This is a genomic window from Microcoleus sp. PH2017_24_DOB_U_A (assembly GCF_020738205.1).
Lineage (GTDB): Bacteria > Cyanobacteriota > Cyanobacteriia > Cyanobacteriales > Microcoleaceae > Microcoleus.
Map to the genome: position 1 here is coordinate 1 of NZ_JAEQCT010000168.1, position 16,709 is coordinate 16,709.

Below are 16,709 nucleotides of genomic sequence, written 5' to 3' on the forward strand. Positions count from 1 at the left end.
GCGACCGCTAGAATTGTTTTTTGGATTAGGATGGGCTACATCCGAATTTACGCCTGTGGACAAGTTGCGAGCCGACTCCCTTGGGTGAAGCAGGAAGCAAACCCTTCAAGAGCAATCTTGATTGAATAGTGAGACTTGAGAAAGTTTAGCTAAGTTTTGTGTAGCAGTAGTTAACGACCCGCGGCTAACCCGCAACGCGAGTATAGTCGGGGCAGCACAGTCGTGAAGGAGCTTAAATGGTGAACATTTTTTCTAAGCTACGAGATTTTGTAGGCTTCAACAATGAGCCTGAATACGATTACGAGTACGACGAAACCGAAAGCGAGCGCTTTGCGAACGCCTACCAACAGCCTGAACCAAACTCCGCCACTTCCACTTCTGCTGCTGCTGTCGCCGCAGCAGAAGAAGAACGCCGCCAAAATCGCAGAATGCGGGAGCGGTCAGTAGTAGGATCGACAGGTACAGATGTTGTTGCACCAACCGGGGGAGTAGGATCAGTAATGAATAACGTGATTGGAATGCCTGGATCTATGAACGGGATTTCGGAAGTAGTAGTAATGGAGCCGCGCACTTTTGAAGAGATGCCGGCAGCAATTCGAGCTCTTAAAGAACGCAAATCTGTTGTTTTGAACCTAACGGTGATGGATCCAGACCAAGCGCAAAGAGCTGTGGACTTTGTGGCGGGCGGTACTTATGCCCTTGACGGTCATCAAGAGCGTATTGGCGAAAGCATTTTCTTGTTTACGCCTAGCTGCGTGCAAGTAAGAACTCAGTCTGGTGTGGTTCACGAAGTGCCCCCAGCTCAAGGCCGCCCGCGCCCTGCTGCGGCTGCTCCCGCACCGACAGTCTGGCCGGCTGAACAAGCTCAAATGGCTCAGTAGTCAGTTGACAGTTGACAGTTGACAGTTGATTCCGAAAGCTGTTGGCTGTTGACAGTTGACTCCAAAAGTTGTTGACAGAAATTCATTCAAAAAACCAGTATAGTAAGGTGCGTCGCTACCAGATGAGAAATGGAAGTTTTAGATAGTCGAAAGTGACGCATCCTACAAACAACGCACTGTTAACTAATAACTAATAACTAATAACTAATAACTAATAACTAATAACTAATAACTAATAACCAATAACCAATAACTAATAACTAATAACTAATAACTAATAACCAATAACCAATAACCAATAACCAATAACCAATAACCAATAACTAATAACCAATAACTATGATAAAATTTGGTACGATCGGCGGCGGAGTAATGGGAGAAGCTCTCTTATCCCGCTTAATAGCACAAAAAGTTTATTTACCATCAGAAATATTGGTGAGCGATCCGCAACCGCAACGGCGCGAATTTTTGACGGCAACCTACGGAATTGGAACAACAGCCAGCAATCTAGAAGTTGCTACCGCTACAGAAGTGCTGTTTTTGGCGATTAAACCGCAAATTTTTGAGAAAGTAGCTTTGGAATTGGCCGTGGGGATCGATCGCCAACAAGCAAATAATGGAGAAACAGCTAATTCTCAGCCAGAAGCTGCGATCGTGTCGATTTTGGCAGGAGTTCCCCTGAGCAAGCTCGAAGCAGCGTTTCCGGGGCGAGTAGTGCTGCGGGTGATGCCAAATACTCCGGCAACGGTAGGCGCGGGAATGAGTGCGATCGCCCCAGGAAAACTTGTGCAACCAGCCGATTTAGAATTGGTAAAGCGGATCTTTGAGGCTGTGGGAGAAGTGGTCGAAGTGCCCGAAAGTATGCTGGATGCGGTGACAGGGCTTTCGGGTTCCGGCCCTGGTTATGTGGCGATTTTTATCGAAGCCTTGACAGATGGCGGAGTTTGTGCTGGACTGCCGCGGGCGATCGCCTCCCAATTAGCCATCCAAACAGTATTCGGTACAGCGAAGCTATTGCAAGAAACGGGGATGCACCCAGCAGAATTGAAAGATCGGGTGACAAGTCCCGGCGGCACAACTATTGCCGGAATTGCTAAATTAGAGAGCAGTGGCTTTCGTTCTGCCGCGATCGAAGCAGTGAAAGCAGCTTGTTTGCGCTCTCAAGAATTAGGGAAATAGGTGTTAATGCCATGATGACTTTAAAATTAGATTTAAGTCCGTGGATCGAGTTAACAGACGATCAGTTTTACGAACTGTGCCAACATCACCGCGATTATAAATTTGAACGAAATGCCAAAGGAGAACTGCTGATGGTTCCACCGACGGGAGGAGAAACGGGAAATCGCAATATGGATTTATCCTATCAACTGCAATCCTGGAGTCGCCGAAATCCAAATTTAGGAATTGCTTTTGATTCTTCTACTTGCTTTAAACTGCCAAATGGTGGTAATCGCTCTCCCGATGCTTCTTGGGTAAAACGCGAAAGGTGGGAAGCTTTAACTGCTGAGGAAAGAAGAAAATTTCCCCCACTGTGTCCTGATTTTGTTGTGGAATTGCGCTCTCCTACTGATTCTATCAAAGAAACGCGAGAAAAAATGCAGGAATATCGGGAAAATGGCGCTTGTTTGGGGTGGTTGATTGACCCGCAAACCCGGAGTGTGGAGATTTATAGGAGCGATCGAGAAATAGAAATATTGCAGTCTCCTGTTACGCTCTCAGGGGAAGATATTTTGCCCGGATTTGTGCTGGAATTGCGGTCTGTTATGGGGACTAATTGATATCTAATCCGCTAACTAGGGAATTATACCACAGTGCGATTCTCCTCGCTCGCGAGGATGACAGCCGCGAGATATAGCCTTTCTAAGTAACAGTGCGGTGCTCATAGGGTATGGGCATTGACCAAATAGGGCGAAGCGGAGGGATTGGGCGAAGCGAAGCGGAGGGATTGGGCATACCTCATTTATTTGAGAAAGGCTATATTAAGCTCACACTGCATTCGGAATGATATTATTCCTATGACAGCAGAAACGATATAAAAAGCGATCGCACTCTGGTCTAATTAATCGCTAGCTGCTGTTTCCAGTTTCTGTCCAATTTTCGGTTCCGTACCGTTCAACAGACGCTGAATATTGCTGCGGTGCCGCACGATTACAAATACGCCGCCCGCCAGTCCAAACAATACATAAGCTAGCGGCTGATTTAACACAAACATCAATCCAGCTACGCTAATTGATCCGACAATCGAACTCAAAGAAACAATTCGCGATAGGGCAAAAACTATCCCGAAAATTCCGAAAGTTCCCAAGCCGACTGGCCAGTACAAACCGAGCAAAACTCCCAAACTTGTAGCGACAGATTTGCCGCCGGTAAACCCCAGCCAGATTGATTTGCTGTGGCCCAAAACTGCAAATAAACCCGCTAAAGTTGCCATCCAAGGAATGACTGTTGCTGTATTTTCTAAATGGGCGCCGATCGCGAGCTGACTGGTAAACTCTAGAGAGTAGATGTAGCGGATCAGAGCGATCGCACTTACGCCCTTCAACACATCAACCAGCAACACCGCCAACCCCGGCCCCTTCCCCAAAGTCCTGAGTACATTAGTCGCCCCCGTCGAACCAGAACCTACTTCCCGAATATCAATCCCCAGCATCCATTTACCCAAAGCGTACCCAGTTGGAATCGAACCCAGCAAGTAAGCTGCGATTAACAATGCTGCATTTAAACTCAACCACACACCCATAATAAATTCCCTCTTTCATTACTTTTGAGGACTAAAGTCCTCACTACAAACTTAACGATTATTCTTTAATCTCCCGCCCTCTGACATCTCCCTAAATTAATTTTTAGTTATTGGATAGCAAGAAATTAAAACTAATTTCTGAAGATGTCTTTTCTTCCTTCTTCCTTCTTCCTTCTTCCTTCTTCCTTCTTTAAAAATCCTTAGAAGTCGTTAAAGTTTGCGGATCGGAAGCAAAGGCCAACCACAGCGGAAATTGCAGCATCGACAAACTGATTAAATCTTCTGTTTCGTCTATCACAATTAAAGGCAACTTACCATCTCTCACGAGTCGATCGGCTTTTTGGGCCAAAGCCTCCGCAGACTCAAACATAATAATGCCACCTTCCGGGCCAAAATCGGTGCGAGTAATCCCCAAACAATCCTGCAAACCCCGGCGCCACTCACCCAAACGTTCGGGACTGTTCGCGAGCACCAATGTCCGCACCCGTGGGCCGTAGACGCTTCTGAGTACAGAAATAATCGTCGAACTAATCAAGATATTTTGCAACCGCGAACCCATAGTTCGCAATGCACCTCTTCCTCCTTGGGTGAAAAACCAGTTAGAAACCCGTTCGGCGTGGATGGGTTCAAAAGTGCGCCGGAGTTGCCAAGGCGGGCCGTAATAGTCGGGGAGAGTGCGATATTGGTCTAGGGTGCGGCGAATTTGTTTGGCTTGTTCTTGAAATCCTTGTTCAGCAAATCTGGGATTTACCGGGGAAGAGGATTGAGACTCCTCAACAGAGATTTGCTTGGAAGTTTCTTGCACCGGCGGCGTCATATCTAAGAGTTCGGCGGTAGCTGCTAAATCCTGCAAACTGCCGACTAGATAGTCTTTGAAACCTTGAACTCTGATTGCTAAATCTTGGGAAACTCCGGCGAAAGTAGTTCGCATTTCCTTTTGAATTCGATCGCGCCTGCGTTCGAGTTTTTCTACTTCAATTTGCAGCGCTTGTTTGCGATGATCTAGCTGTATCAAGCCGTCTTGTACCAAACGCCCGATCGATGCTTGAGCCTCGCCCAAGGCTTCTAACGCCTTAGTTTTGTCGGCTTCCAAGCTGGCAATTCTGGCGGTCAAATCTTGTTCTTGCTGTTGCAATGCTTTGACTCTATTTGCCAAACTTTCGGTAACATTTTCTGGTACGGGCGTTACCGTTTCTGCGGTTGCTGTTGGCTGGGAGTCTGTTTCGGGTTCGATTCGATCGATCGCACTTTCAGATTCGCTATCCTCAGTTTCTGGCGAACTTTGGGCGATCGCGCCCGCTTCGTCCACCACAGGGGTGATTTGGGGGTTTTCCTCGTCCCAGGGGTCTATTTCGGGAGGAATTTGCGATGTGAGATCGTTTTGGGCGATCGACAATTTCCGTATTTGAGATGGCAATTGGTTTTCCGTCTCATTCACGGGCAAATTTGGTTCGCCATCAGCGGCTGGTTGCGATTGCGGTTTTTGGGTGGGAGATTCGTCTGAATTCATAGGAAATTTGTTCGGCGTGGGGCACAGAAGAAGTTAAAAATTTAAAATTAACAACTTGTTTAGTCTTGACGGGGACAGCGCTGTTCTAAGCAGGTCTGTAGCATTTTACGATCGAACAGAACCGGCAGAAAGTGAATGCTGTTAATTTCTTTGAAATAGAACAAAATCGGCACTGCGGGCCAAAATATCCGCCAATTTTGCCATTGTCGGTAAGGAAATTGGCGGATTAAGTTTTGCGATCGATAAATGTCCAAATCCGTTGGAGTAAACTGTAGCCGGATAGTGGCGGCTTGGTACATCAGAAACAAGCCGAACACCGAAAGCGGCAAACTCACCCACTTCTGCACGAACAGCAGCGGTACAGAGGCCAGTACCAGCACTAGGGGAATCGCATAACTCGGTGCAAGTTCGATCGTATCTGTGGGCGCAGTCCCAGAGGTAGTTGTAGTCACGGGTTTAAATCAGGGGGTAGTAAAGTAATGTTGCCAATTATTTATATTTTATCCATTTCCTAGCTTACAAGCCTTTGAGTACGCTAGAGCCAGTACCCTGAAACATCAGCCAAGTCAGGAAAAAGTTAACAATAAAAATAGCCAGCAAAGCCGTCACCACCGCTGTGGTAGTCGATTGGCCGACGCCTTTGGCGCCGCCGGTAGTCGTCAAACCCCAGCTAGTGCCGATGACAGCAATCAAACCACCGAACACAAAAGCCTTAATACCAGCGCTGCAAATGTCCCACAGACTCAGGAAATGGCGGACTGATTCTAAAAACACATTTTGAGAGATGCCGTACATTGTCGTCGCAATCAGCATCCCGCCGGCGATGCCCGTGACGAGGGACAATATTGTCAGAATTGGCAGCATCAAGCAGCAAGCTAAAACGCGGGGAATTACTAAATAGTCGATCGGGTCTGTTCTGAGCATCAGCATGGCATCTATCTGCTCTGTGACTTGCATCGTGCCAATTTCCGCAGCAAAAGCCGAACCAACCCGTCCCGTAACGATTACGGCTGTTAACACCGGGCCGAGTTCGCGAGTCAAAGACAAAGCCAAAACGCCACCGACGACATTACCGGCACCGAGGTTAATAAACTCCCTGGCTACCTGAACCGTAAATACCATGCCGACAAAACCCGCAGTCAGCAAAGAAATCAGCAGCGATTCCGGGCCAACTGCTGCCATTTGGTCAAGGGTGTTGCGACGGTTAATTTTGCGAGTTAGCAAGTGCAGCATGACTTGGCCGCCCAATAAAATGGCTGCCAGTAACCGCTGACTCCACAAACTGAGGCTTGATGGTGTAGTTGTGCTCAAGGGACTTTGACTGTAGAACAACTGCAAAAATGAAATCTATCTACAAATCTTAAACAAGTTTCTTCTCTAAGATTTAAGATTTCTGACAGAATTGGCCACTGAGGGCGATCGCTGCCTATCGTAGAAAAGGACAAGTTTATTTTACTTGCACCTTTCGGCAGTTTAGCTGAATTTACTGACTCTTATGAGCATATTTCCTAATTTTCTTCGCTCTTTACTGCTGACGGGCCTCTTGAGCTTTGTCGCTCCCTTATTGTTAATCGGCGCGGGATTGACTAGCTTTTCGTTGATCGGTCTTGTGCCTGCTTTGCAAGCAGTCGGTCGTTCTGGAGAAGACCAGATTTTGCAGTTTTTAGCCACTTTCGGCAGCGGCTGTCCCCTCCAGGGATTTTTGGTGATTGGTCTAGCTTTTAGTTTAGTGGGTGCTTTGTTTGATACCTACGCTTCTTATCAGCATTCACGGTGGGGTTAATGGTGTTTCTATTTGAAATCTGGGATTTGAGATTTTAGGTGGGGAATTCTCGATCGCGCATCTAAAATCTCAAATTGTTGGGTTGCGCTGCGCTTGAATCGCGCCGCCTGCTGCGAAAAATTCTAGATGGAATTTCCTCGTCCTTTGATTCAGCAGTGGAGTCAAATCTTAAATCGACTGACTTCGCCTAAAAACGGATACTTGCTTTCCCACAGGAGTCGTGGAGAGCCAAAATGAGAGAGTTCAGTTCCAGCTACCAGATTCATCAGTCGAGTCACTGCTAAAATCTAAAATCTAAAATCTAAAATTGTTGGGCTGGCTCAGCATTAACCATCGCAAATGTTCGGAAATGCGATCGGCAAATTCCAGAAAACCGCATCCCACAGTTTCTGGATCTTAAATATATTAGATACAGGTTGAATCAAGTGTTTCTCAACCTTTAGAAACTTAAGAGATTTGAGGTATCAATTATGGCACTTATTCGTTGGGAACCTTTGCGGGAAATGGACTCCTTGCAGCGAGAAATGAATCGGTTGTTTGATAGCTTAACTCCGGCAACCGATCGCGCATCTAACGGTGTGGCTTTTGTACCGGCCGCCGAACTCGATGACCAAGAATTTCACAGGTGGTATCCGCCACGTGATTTATCCGTGGAATCAATCCCAAATCGAAAATCTAAAATCCTCTCTTCCCCCGAATTTATCCGTGGGGTCGCCTCTAAAATCTAAAATTAGAAATTCCGGGCATGGAAGCTTACGGTTCCTTCCGCCGGGTGATTCCCCTACCTGCACGAGTTCAAAATGACAGCGTACAAGCTGAGTACAAAAATGGGGTTTTAAACCTGACTTTGCCTAAAGCGGAAGCGGAAAAGAACCGCGTAGTCAAAGTTGAACTAGGGAGTTGGATGAAATGGAACTGCATCGGAATTTGGAGACTTAACCGGAATGACTCGCCAAGAAGTCGATGACTTTTTGCGTGGACTGGGTGCAGAAATCAGAACTACTAGAGATGGCTATGTTGCATATAAATTTCTGGATAAGTCAACACTCGCGATCCGTCCTAACGGTGAAGTGATTAGAACGCCAGCACCGAAATATGCCTCAGACGGCAGAAATATCAACAAAGGTTTCCGTCTCGATCGAGATGGTCATTTATTGCGAACGCGAGACGAATTTGGCAATTTCATTCCAGGTACTCACAATACGGGAGAAAAATTAAATGAATGATTGGAAGGATGACTATAACTTACTTGGTTTGGGTGGTTTTACATCTTTAATTACCAATGTCAAGGTCTCTTCGTGGGGAAACGAGGTATCGATCGAATGCGTCTACAATCCAGAAGAAAGATTGCCTTATGTTCTGGCATTTAAGGACTGTCGCGATATCGGGTGGACTGTACACGATGAAGAGGAAGTTGGCGAACTTGAAGCAGAATTTTTAGGAATTTCTTTGGGCGAACCGGAACACCGCAAGCCTGCTGTAATTACTACAGACATTTTTGAAATTTCAATTTTGTACGGCAGTTTCAGCATTTACAAGGAAGAAAACCTAAATTCTGAAATAGCAGATTTAGCAACAGAGATCTTGGTATCCCAACCGCAAGCAGTCTTGTAGCAATTTCAAAGTATCGCGCCGTTAAAGTGCAAATTGGTTAGTAATTTTATGTGTAAAATAACCATTATTAGGTTCGTAGTGAGGACTTCAGTCCGCAAAAAAAGAGAGGACTGAAGTCCGAACGATCAAACGAATTACAAAATTTTCAACAAATACAGTAGGTATTGTTGCACGCATCAGTTTACGATACTTAATAGAACTTTTTTGCCAAACGAGGTAGAACCAAATGCCTGATATTGTTGATATTGCCGTAGGTGCGGGTTCGTTCCAAACCCTGGTAACGGCGGTGCAAGTAGCTAATTTAGTAGATGCGCTCAAAAGTCCGGGCCCTTTCACTGTCTTTGCACCTACTGACGATGCTTTTGCGAAATTGCCACCGGGAACTATCACAACCCTAGTGCAGAATGTCCCCCAACTGAGCAGGATTTTGATGTTTCACGTCGTCTCCGGCAAGTTTATGAAGGCAGATTTGGCAAAACTCGGTTTTGTTACTTCCTTAGAAGGTTCGCCGATTAAAATTGATTGTTCAGACGGTTTTGAGGTGAAGAATGCTACTGTTGTCGCGGCCGATATCGAAGCTGACAACGGTGTCATTCACGTGATCGATAACGTGATTTTAATGGGATAATTTCGCCTTTAAACCTCGCTGCTGGAGCGAAGCAGGTGCCTTGCGGTGTCGCTTCGCTCCCGATCGCGCTTTTGGTTTTTTAGCAATTAAAAGTTATATAAATATAAAAAAGTTGTCTTTTTGCCGGATGTATTTTAAGATGATTGTTTAAAAAACTTTGAAGATGAATAATTATAATATAAGGAAACCAGTGTGGTGAGCACTATGCAAATCCTAGCCGCCAGCCTCAAGGCCAAAGTCCGCCAGCGTACCTTGGAACTGCAAGTTCTCAACGAACTTACGGAGAATGTACAACTTGCTGCGGTTGCTGATGAAATTTGGTCTGCTTGTCTGGCACATCTCGGGCGCCTGATTCCTGCTGAGACGATCACACTTTTAACTCTACCGGACGATCGCATCTACCTGCAACACTTACACCCGTTAACTGAATCGGTCAAATCTGAAATAGCAGCCTGCTTGCAAGCTACTCGCACCCAATGGCTGGCCGGAAGTCGAGACTGGGCGTACAACATCGCTGGCGGGCCAATTGCTCAGTTTAAGTCGGTGTTGATGGCACCGGCTAACCCGGAGGACAGTGAAGAATTGTTGGGAGTATTTTTCATCGGTGCAGAGCAGGGAACTGCTTTTAATTTTGAACACCTTTGTTTGCTCCACACTGTCGCTCAAATTTGTGTTAAATCGTTAACTAATTTAGCAGCTAAACAGACGGATGTCAAGGGAACTGTTCAAAATAATTTTGCTCTAGATGGGTCAAGCCAAGAGCTATTGTTGCGGGCTTTAATGGACGGTGCGCCGGATAGAGTTTTTGCGAAAGATCGAAATTTTAGATACATTTTTGTCAATCAAAGTTTTGCTGCATATTTGGGGAAAAAGGTTGAAGAAATTATTGGCAAAGATGATATCGAATTAGGTTTCTCAGAACCAGCAGTATTTGGCGATCGCCACGGCTCAATTAGAGGCATTCGCGAGGACGATCGAGCTGTGCTGGGGGGGGAGACGGTTCGCAATCCCTACCAGGCGATCGCCTGTGCAGGTGGCAAACAGCAGGTCTTTGACACGCAAAAACTGCCCCTGCGCGATGCGGATGGCAGTATATTTGGGATTTTGGGTATTTCTCGGGAGATTGCTCAATTGCAGGCGACAGATGAAGCCCGGAATCAAAGCCAAGCCAAACTGCAAAAAATTACTGCTAGCGTACCCGGTACGGTATATCAAGTTGACTTGCATCTAGATGGCTCGATAGCCTTCTCGTTTGTGAGCGCGGGCTGCCGAGAATTGTATGAAATAGAACCGGAGGTGGCTCAGCAGGATATTCGTGCAATTGTTGACATGATTCATCCCGAAGATAGAGATGATTTTCGGAACTCGGTAAGGCTGGCTGCGGAAAATTTGCAGCCTTGGCGGTGGGAAGGCAGAATTATCACTCCCTCTGGAAAACTTAAATGGATTCAAGGGGCTGCACAACCGGAAATGCAAGGATCGGGAGAGATAGTTTATTATGGCTTGTTCACGGATATTAGCGATCGCAAACAAGCTGAGTTAAAACTGCAACTTTATCAAGAAATATTTTTAAAGTCTAACGATGCGATCGCCATTTTAGACCCGCAAGGCTATTATTTGGAAACAAATCAAGCTCACACGGCTTTGCTGGGTTACAGTGAATCAAAATTGTGGGGTAAAACCCCTGCAATTCATACGGGAGAAGAGACATTTGCATCGGTGCTGCAAATCTTGGTCGCAACAGGGAGTTACCGAGGCGAAATGACCTGTGTTAAGGATTTGCAAGGGGGAATAGTTGAGGTGGAACTTTCGGCTTTTGCGGTTCTCAATGATGCTGGGGAAGTAGTTTGTTACGTCAGCGTCAAAAGGGATATCACCGAACGCAAGCAAGCTGAGGAAAAACTCAAACTTTACCGAGAAATATTTTTAAACTCCAACGATGCGATGGTGATTATCGATGCTGATGGGTTTTTCCTGGAACAAAATCGCGCTCACCAATCGCTATTAGAATATACAGACGCCGAATTAGAAATAGAAACGCCGCCGCTGGTGGCGGGGGAACGCTTTTCTGCGATTTCCAAAAGTTTAGCGAAAACTGGAACTTTTCGGGGCGAAATTACTAACTTTACTAAAAAAGGTCGCACGCTGGCGATCGAGGTGGCGGCATACTCTGTGATTAACAACAGCGGCGATATAATTTGTCACGTCTGCGTTAAGCGCGATATTACTGAACGCAAAAAAGGTGAAGAAGAACGACAAAAATTTGTGTCGCTGATTGAAAATAGCAGCGATTTTATTGGTATGGCTACTCTCGAAGGGCAAACGCTGTTTGTTAATGAAGCCGGACGAAAACTGGTGGGAATAGAGAATATTTCGGAATTGCTTTATACGGAAATATGGGATTATATCGGCGAAACTTTTAAACAGGAATTTAGTCAAGAGATTTTGCCAAAAATTATCAGTCAGGGTCAGTGGCAAGGAGAAGGTAAAATGCAGCACTTGCGTACTGGAAAACACATTGATGTTGTGATGAATGCTTTTCTGGTTAAGCACCCTCAAACCAGCGAACCGCTGTGCTTTGCTGCGGTAATTCGCGATGTCACAGAACGCAAGCAAGCTGAAAGAATGCTGCTGGAACAGGCAGAACAGGAACGGCTAGTTTCGGCGATCGCCCAGCGAGTGCGACAGTCTCTCAACCTCACTCAAACTCTGAGCACGGCTGTACAAGAGGTACGGCAATTACTGGCAACCGATCGCACGGTAATTTATCGTTTTGATTCCGATGACACAGGGATTGTGGTTGTCGAATCTGTAGGATCTGATTGGATGCCTATGCTGGGCAGAAAACTTCAGGAAAAATCTTTTGGGGAAAGTTACAAAGCGATGTACCGGGCTGGCAAGATTCAAGCAGTTGAAGATATTTATAATGCTAATTTGAGCCAGATTCACCGAGATTTACTGGTGAAATTGCAGGTAAGGGCTAATTTAGTTGTACCAATTTTTATCGGCGACGAAAGTCAGGAATTAGCAATAGAATATTCGCCAGAAACTCCTAGAATTAAGTCGCAGATCGAGAGTTTGGACAAGCGTCAAAATCGGTTGTGGGGGTTGCTGGTTGCCCACCAGTGCAGTGCCCCGCGCGCTTGGACTGATTCTGAGGTGGATTTGCTGGGAAGGTTGAGCGTGCAGTTGGCGATCGCCATTCAGCAATCTACTCTGTTCGAGCAAGCGCAGCAAGCCCGAGAAGCCGCTTTGGAAGCGTCTCGAATGAAGTCACTATTTTTAGCAAATATGAGTCACGAAATCCGCACTCCGATGAATGGAGTGATGGGGATGACAGATTTGCTGCTGAAAACAAATCTTACTCCCGAACAGCTAGACTTTGTGCAGACGCTGAAACTCAGCGGTCAAAATTTGCTGTCCATCATTAACGATATTCTTGACCTTTCCAAACTGGAAGCTGGAGAAATGCGCTTAGAAACCATCGAATTTGACCTCAGTATCTGTCTGGATGAAGTGCTGGATTTGTTGGCAACTCCCGCACAAACTAAAGGTATAGAATTGGTGGCGCTGATTGATACCGACGTGCCGCTGCAAATTAAAGGGGATGCAGCACGATTGCGGCAAATCCTCACTAATTTAATTAACAATGCGATTAAGTTCACGGAAGCAGGAGAAATAGTAATTGAGGTTTCAACTGGCAGGATTCCTGGGATATTGGCAGCCAGCGACGACCAGAAAAAATTAGAGAATATCCAACCATTAAAACTAGGAATCAATCGCTCGCTATTCCTACTGTTCAAGGTCACAGATACAGGGATTGGGATTGCTGCCGAAGACCAAAAAAAGCTGTTTCAATCTTTTACTCAAGTTGATGCTTCTACTACGAGAAAGTACGGTGGAACAGGTTTGGGTCTGGCTATTTCTAAGCAGTTGGTGGAGCTGCTAGGGGGTAAAATTGGTGTGGAAAGTACCCCCGGTAAAGGCTCGACTTTTTGGTTTACTGTGCCGGCACTTAAGGAAAATTTAACTGGGGCTGGGACAGCGTGCTCAGTGAATTTGCAAACGGTGCTGGCGGGGCAGAAAATGTTAGTTGCTAGCGACAAGCCCACAGTGCGAAAAGTGCTGCTGAGAATGGCTGTTTTGTGGGGGATGGAAGTTGATGAGGTTGAGAATGGTTGGATGGCGATCGCATCTCTGTACAAAGCTGTCAGCATAAAATCCCCTTACGATATTGTTTTGGTTGATATTCAGTTGCCGGAAATGGTGGCGGGAAGTCTGGAACGTTTGATGATTGCTGAGCCGGCAATGCAGCAGACGCATTGGGTGGTGCTGACTTCAATTACTCAGACATCGGAGGCTAAACGTTTGGTAGATATTGGTTTTAGCGGTTATTTAACTAAACCTGTGAAAGCTCACCGGCTGTTTGAGTGCTTGGTAAATGCGATCGCCCCGGGTGCAGTGGTTGACTCGCGGCTGGCAAATCCAACGACAAATCCAGACTCCTCTATTGACAACCGGGAGTTAGCTAGCTTAAAGATTTTGTTAGTTGAAGATACTCCGATCAATCAAAAAGTTGGTCTGAATCAACTCAAGGTTTTGGGATGTGCGACGGATGTGGCAAATAACGGCGCTGAGGCGCTATCGATGCTGGCTATCAAAAAGTATGACATTGTGCTGATGGACTGTCAGATGCCGATTTTGGACGGTTACGAAGCTACGCTGGAATTGCGCCGCATGGAAGCGACAGGCACTGCTGCTGGTTCGAGGGAGCCCGATCGCAAGACGGTGGTGATTGCGATGACGGCAAATGCTTTGAAGGGCGATCGGGAAAAGTGTCTGGCGGCGGGTATGGATGATTATATTAGCAAACCTATTTCCATCGAAAAGTTAAAATCTGTACTAGAAAATTGGTCGGTACAGTTAAAAGTTGAAATTCCTCAGTTTAAGGGTGAGCAAGTCCAAAACTCTGCTTCGGATCTAGAATGCGTAGTTGATATGGCACGCTTGCACGAAATTGCCGGCACTGATTTAGATTTTGAGCGGGAAATATTGCAAGCTTTTGTGGTGGATACTGGCAGTTATTTAGAATCTGCTAAAAGTGCGATCGCCTCGGGAGACTTGGAGACACTGGCCCGCCGCGCGCATCAAATTAAAGGTGTCAGCGCTACGGCGGCGGTGCGGTTAATGCCCCAGATGGCTGCTCAGCTTCAAACTCTGGCCGAATCCAACGATTTGGAGGGCGCTACGAAAATCATCGCTGAATTAGAAATAATTCTAGCGGGGGTTAAAAAGTTGGCCGCTGCTGAATTATCTGCTTAATCGCTCAATTTTCTCAGGACGGCGGTTGGAAACCGCATCTACACAAACGATGTCCGCCTCCGCGGACTAATCGCTCAATTTTCTCAGGACGGCGGTTGGAAACCGCATCTACACAAACGATGTCCGCCTCCGCGGACTAAGAAATATGGAATTTGAGAGAATGTGCGTGCGATGGATGGATCCCCGCTACGCTACGACTCTTCAACCCGCGTCGGCGGGTTTTGTTTGTGTAGACGCGGTTTCAACCGCCCGGTCTTTATGTAAAGATTCTTAATTTTTTATCAAGATATTTATCTGTATGTGACGAGATTGGAAATTCTTATAACATCTTGTGTGTTGTAGCTTTTGACACTACTATATTAAGTTATTGTGGTCAAATATAAAATAATCATTAAGCCGATGACAAGACGGCTAATTTTCGTCTATCGGCTTGAAACACTAAGACCAACCCATCGCCCAGCCAGCCCACTAAGTGCGTATTTACGCTCAACGAGGTTTTATGACTCCAGTCATGTTACGCCAACTCTGGTCATTAATTGAAACCACCCAAGCGACTCTGTTAGTCAATTTGGACGATGCAACCCTGGTACAGTGGCTGCTGAAGCAATTGAAGATGAACTCTGCGCTCAATGGCAACGAAACAGATTTGTTGAACGAGTACATCGAGTCTCGGCTGTCGCTAATCCGCGATTTAGCCGAGCAGCGCCTAGCACCAGAGCGGTTCTGAGCGCATTAAATCAAAATTGGATAAATATTACAGGAAAGGTCGATCGCCCGCAGCGGGCAAAAAAATAATAGGCGGTTAGCCGGTGCACTTGTCAGGGTGCGACACCGGGTTGAGAATGGTTAATTTGAAATGGTGAGGTTTTCTAGATTGCCGATCGCAACAGTTCTCGACACCGACAAGTTAGGATCGTCGAGAAAGTGTTCTACTGGTAAAATGTATGCGTAAATTGGGATTTCTGTTGCTGGCAAGTGTGTTGTTTGTGGCACCGCTGGCATCTTGTAGGGATCGATCGGCACAAGTAGGTCAAACACCAGCCACCACTGCTGAAGGCAAATCGCAACAAGGCCCGAGTCGCATAGATACAATTGTCAGCCGCGGCAAATTGATTTGCGGCGTTAGTGGCGAACTGCCGGGTTTTAGCTTTGTAGACGAAAAAGGCAAATACTCCGGCTTGGATGTAGATGTTTGCAGGGCGATCGCTGCGGCTATATTTGACGATCCCGAAAAAGTCGAATACCGAAAGCTCAACGCCAAAGATAGGTTTACAGTTTTGCAGGCTGGAGAAATCGATATTCTCAGCCGAAATACCACCTACACGGCGAGTCGCGACAGCACTACCGGCTTGGAATTTGCCCCGATAATCTTTTATGACTCTCAAAGCATCATGGTCAAAAAAGATAGCGGCATTAAAAGTTTAAAAGATTTTGCGGGCAAATCTATCTGCGTGCAGACAGGTACGAGTACCGAACAAAATTTGTCCGACCAAATGCGAAAATTAGGAGTTAAATACACTCCTGTGGTGTTTGAAGATGCGAATACTACCTTTGGCACTTATCAAGAAGGTCGCTGTCAAGGTGTTACAGCCGATCGATCGCAACTCGTGTCGAAGCGCACAACTCTACCGAATCCTGAGAATAATGTTGTTTTGCCGATCGTAATGTCAAAAGAACCATTAGCCCCAGCGGTGAAAAGCGGCGATCCGAAATGGTCGGATGCGGTGAGATGGATTATTTTTGCGGCGATTGAAGCTGAAGATTTAGGAATTAATTCAGGAAATGTAGACCAAACTGTCGCCAGCACTACAGACCCAAACGTCAAACGTTTGCTAGGAAAAGAAGGAGATTTAGGTAAAGGTTTCGGACTCCCGAACGACTACGCTGTCCGCGTTGTGAAGAAAGTGGGGAATTACGGGGAAATGTACGATCGCAACCTCGGCCCGAAAAGTACACTTAAGTTAGACCGGGGTCAAAACAAACTCTGGAAAGATGGCGGTTTACTGTACTCGCCACCCTTCCGCTAATCAACAGGTTTGTAGTTGCGCTTGAGCCCTGTTGTCTGCGCCACTACAAACAGAAAAATCCACTTAAACAAAGGTAAGTAGTTGCGCTTCAGCGCTCTTAGGTAAGTAGTTGCGCTTCAGCGCTCTTAGGTACGTAGTTGCGCTTCAGCGCTCTTAGGTACGTAGTTGCGCTTCAGCGCTCTTAGGTACGTAGTTGCGCTTCAG

Annotated in this window: 14 protein-coding genes and 2 pseudogenes; 12 read left to right on the forward strand and 4 right to left on the reverse strand. The window is 46.3% G+C overall.

The features are described 5' to 3' along the window. The first annotated feature begins 236 nt into the window (after positions 1–236). The 3 genes from JGK07_RS31735 to JGK07_RS31745 all read left to right on the forward strand — a co-directional run bounded on the left by JGK07_RS31735 (position 237) and on the right by JGK07_RS31745 (position 2,659). The gene (locus JGK07_RS31735) at positions 237–881 is read left to right on the forward strand and encodes a cell division protein SepF (protein WP_293187004.1); all 645 of its coding nucleotides are present in this window, start codon (positions 237–239) and stop codon (positions 879–881) included. 333 nt (positions 882–1,214) lie between these two features. Continuing rightward, positions 1,215–2,060: a pyrroline-5-carboxylate reductase gene (proC, locus tag JGK07_RS31740; protein WP_293187006.1), complete on the forward strand. Its 846-nt coding sequence runs from the start codon at positions 1,215–1,217 to the stop codon at positions 2,058–2,060. Between the two features lie 11 nt (positions 2,061–2,071). Further along, positions 2,072–2,659, forward strand: a complete 588-nt coding sequence (locus tag JGK07_RS31745) for a Uma2 family endonuclease (protein ID WP_293187003.1) — start codon at positions 2,072–2,074, stop codon at positions 2,657–2,659. A 281-nt stretch (positions 2,660–2,940) separates the two neighbouring features. Here JGK07_RS31745 and plsY read toward each other — a convergent pair whose 3' ends face one another. The 4 genes from plsY to JGK07_RS31765 form a co-directional block, all read right to left on the reverse strand. Next, the gene (gene plsY, locus JGK07_RS31750; protein WP_293226695.1) at positions 2,941–3,621 is read right to left on the reverse strand and encodes a glycerol-3-phosphate 1-O-acyltransferase PlsY; all 681 of its coding nucleotides are present in this window, start codon (positions 3,619–3,621) and stop codon (positions 2,941–2,943) included. A 190-nt stretch (positions 3,622–3,811) separates the two neighbouring features. Next, on the reverse strand, positions 3,812–5,131 hold the full coding sequence (locus tag JGK07_RS31755) for a DUF3086 domain-containing protein (RefSeq protein WP_293226698.1): 1,320 nt from the start codon (positions 5,129–5,131) through the stop codon (positions 3,812–3,814). A gap of 59 nt (positions 5,132–5,190) precedes the next feature. Beyond that, positions 5,191–5,583 (reverse strand): DUF3119 family protein, encoded by a 393-nt coding sequence (locus JGK07_RS31760; RefSeq protein ID WP_293218442.1) that lies wholly within the window; start codon positions 5,581–5,583, stop codon positions 5,191–5,193. A gap of 64 nt (positions 5,584–5,647) precedes the next feature. Then, the gene (locus tag JGK07_RS31765; protein WP_293186999.1) at positions 5,648–6,442 is read right to left on the reverse strand and encodes an MlaE family lipid ABC transporter permease subunit; all 795 of its coding nucleotides are present in this window, start codon (positions 6,440–6,442) and stop codon (positions 5,648–5,650) included. Between the two features lie 184 nt (positions 6,443–6,626). Between JGK07_RS31765 and JGK07_RS31770 the strand changes: the two genes are divergently transcribed. The 9 genes and pseudogenes from JGK07_RS31770 to JGK07_RS31810 all read left to right on the forward strand — a co-directional run bounded on the left by JGK07_RS31770 (position 6,627) and on the right by JGK07_RS31810 (position 16,505). Continuing rightward, a complete protein-coding gene (locus tag JGK07_RS31770; RefSeq protein WP_293186998.1) occupies positions 6,627–6,914 on the forward strand; it encodes a hypothetical protein in 288 nt (95 codons plus the stop codon). 470 nt (positions 6,915–7,384) lie between these two features. After that, positions 7,385–7,525 (forward strand): annotated as a pseudogene (locus JGK07_RS31775) (Hsp20/alpha crystallin family protein); the annotation flags it as partial. 143 nt (positions 7,526–7,668) lie between these two features. Further along, positions 7,669–7,812, forward strand: a pseudogene (locus JGK07_RS31780) (Hsp20/alpha crystallin family protein); the annotation flags it as partial. 46 nt (positions 7,813–7,858) lie between these two features. After that, positions 7,859–8,140, forward strand: a complete 282-nt coding sequence (locus tag JGK07_RS31785; RefSeq protein ID WP_293186997.1) for a hypothetical protein — start codon at positions 7,859–7,861, stop codon at positions 8,138–8,140. Continuing rightward, complete coding sequence (locus JGK07_RS31790) at positions 8,133–8,528, forward strand: hypothetical protein (protein ID WP_293186996.1); 396 nt, start codon at positions 8,133–8,135, stop codon at positions 8,526–8,528. Before JGK07_RS31785 ends, JGK07_RS31790 begins: the two co-directional genes overlap by 8 nt. A 226-nt stretch (positions 8,529–8,754) precedes the next feature. Next, complete coding sequence (locus tag JGK07_RS31795; protein ID WP_194011615.1) at positions 8,755–9,156, forward strand: fasciclin domain-containing protein; 402 nt, start codon at positions 8,755–8,757, stop codon at positions 9,154–9,156. A 204-nt stretch (positions 9,157–9,360) separates the two neighbouring features. Continuing rightward, positions 9,361–14,478 carry a PAS domain S-box protein gene (locus JGK07_RS31800; RefSeq protein WP_293226701.1) on the forward strand — a complete coding sequence of 1,706 codons (5,118 nt, stop codon included), beginning with the start codon at positions 9,361–9,363 and terminating at the stop codon, positions 14,476–14,478. Between the two features lie 499 nt (positions 14,479–14,977). Then, positions 14,978–15,205 carry a hypothetical protein gene (locus JGK07_RS31805; RefSeq protein ID WP_293148799.1) on the forward strand — a complete coding sequence of 76 codons (228 nt, stop codon included), beginning with the start codon at positions 14,978–14,980 and terminating at the stop codon, positions 15,203–15,205. Between the two features lie 217 nt (positions 15,206–15,422). Next, positions 15,423–16,505, forward strand: a complete 1,083-nt coding sequence (locus tag JGK07_RS31810) for an amino acid ABC transporter substrate-binding protein (protein ID WP_293186995.1) — start codon at positions 15,423–15,425, stop codon at positions 16,503–16,505. Positions 16,506–16,709 lie beyond the last annotated feature (204 nt).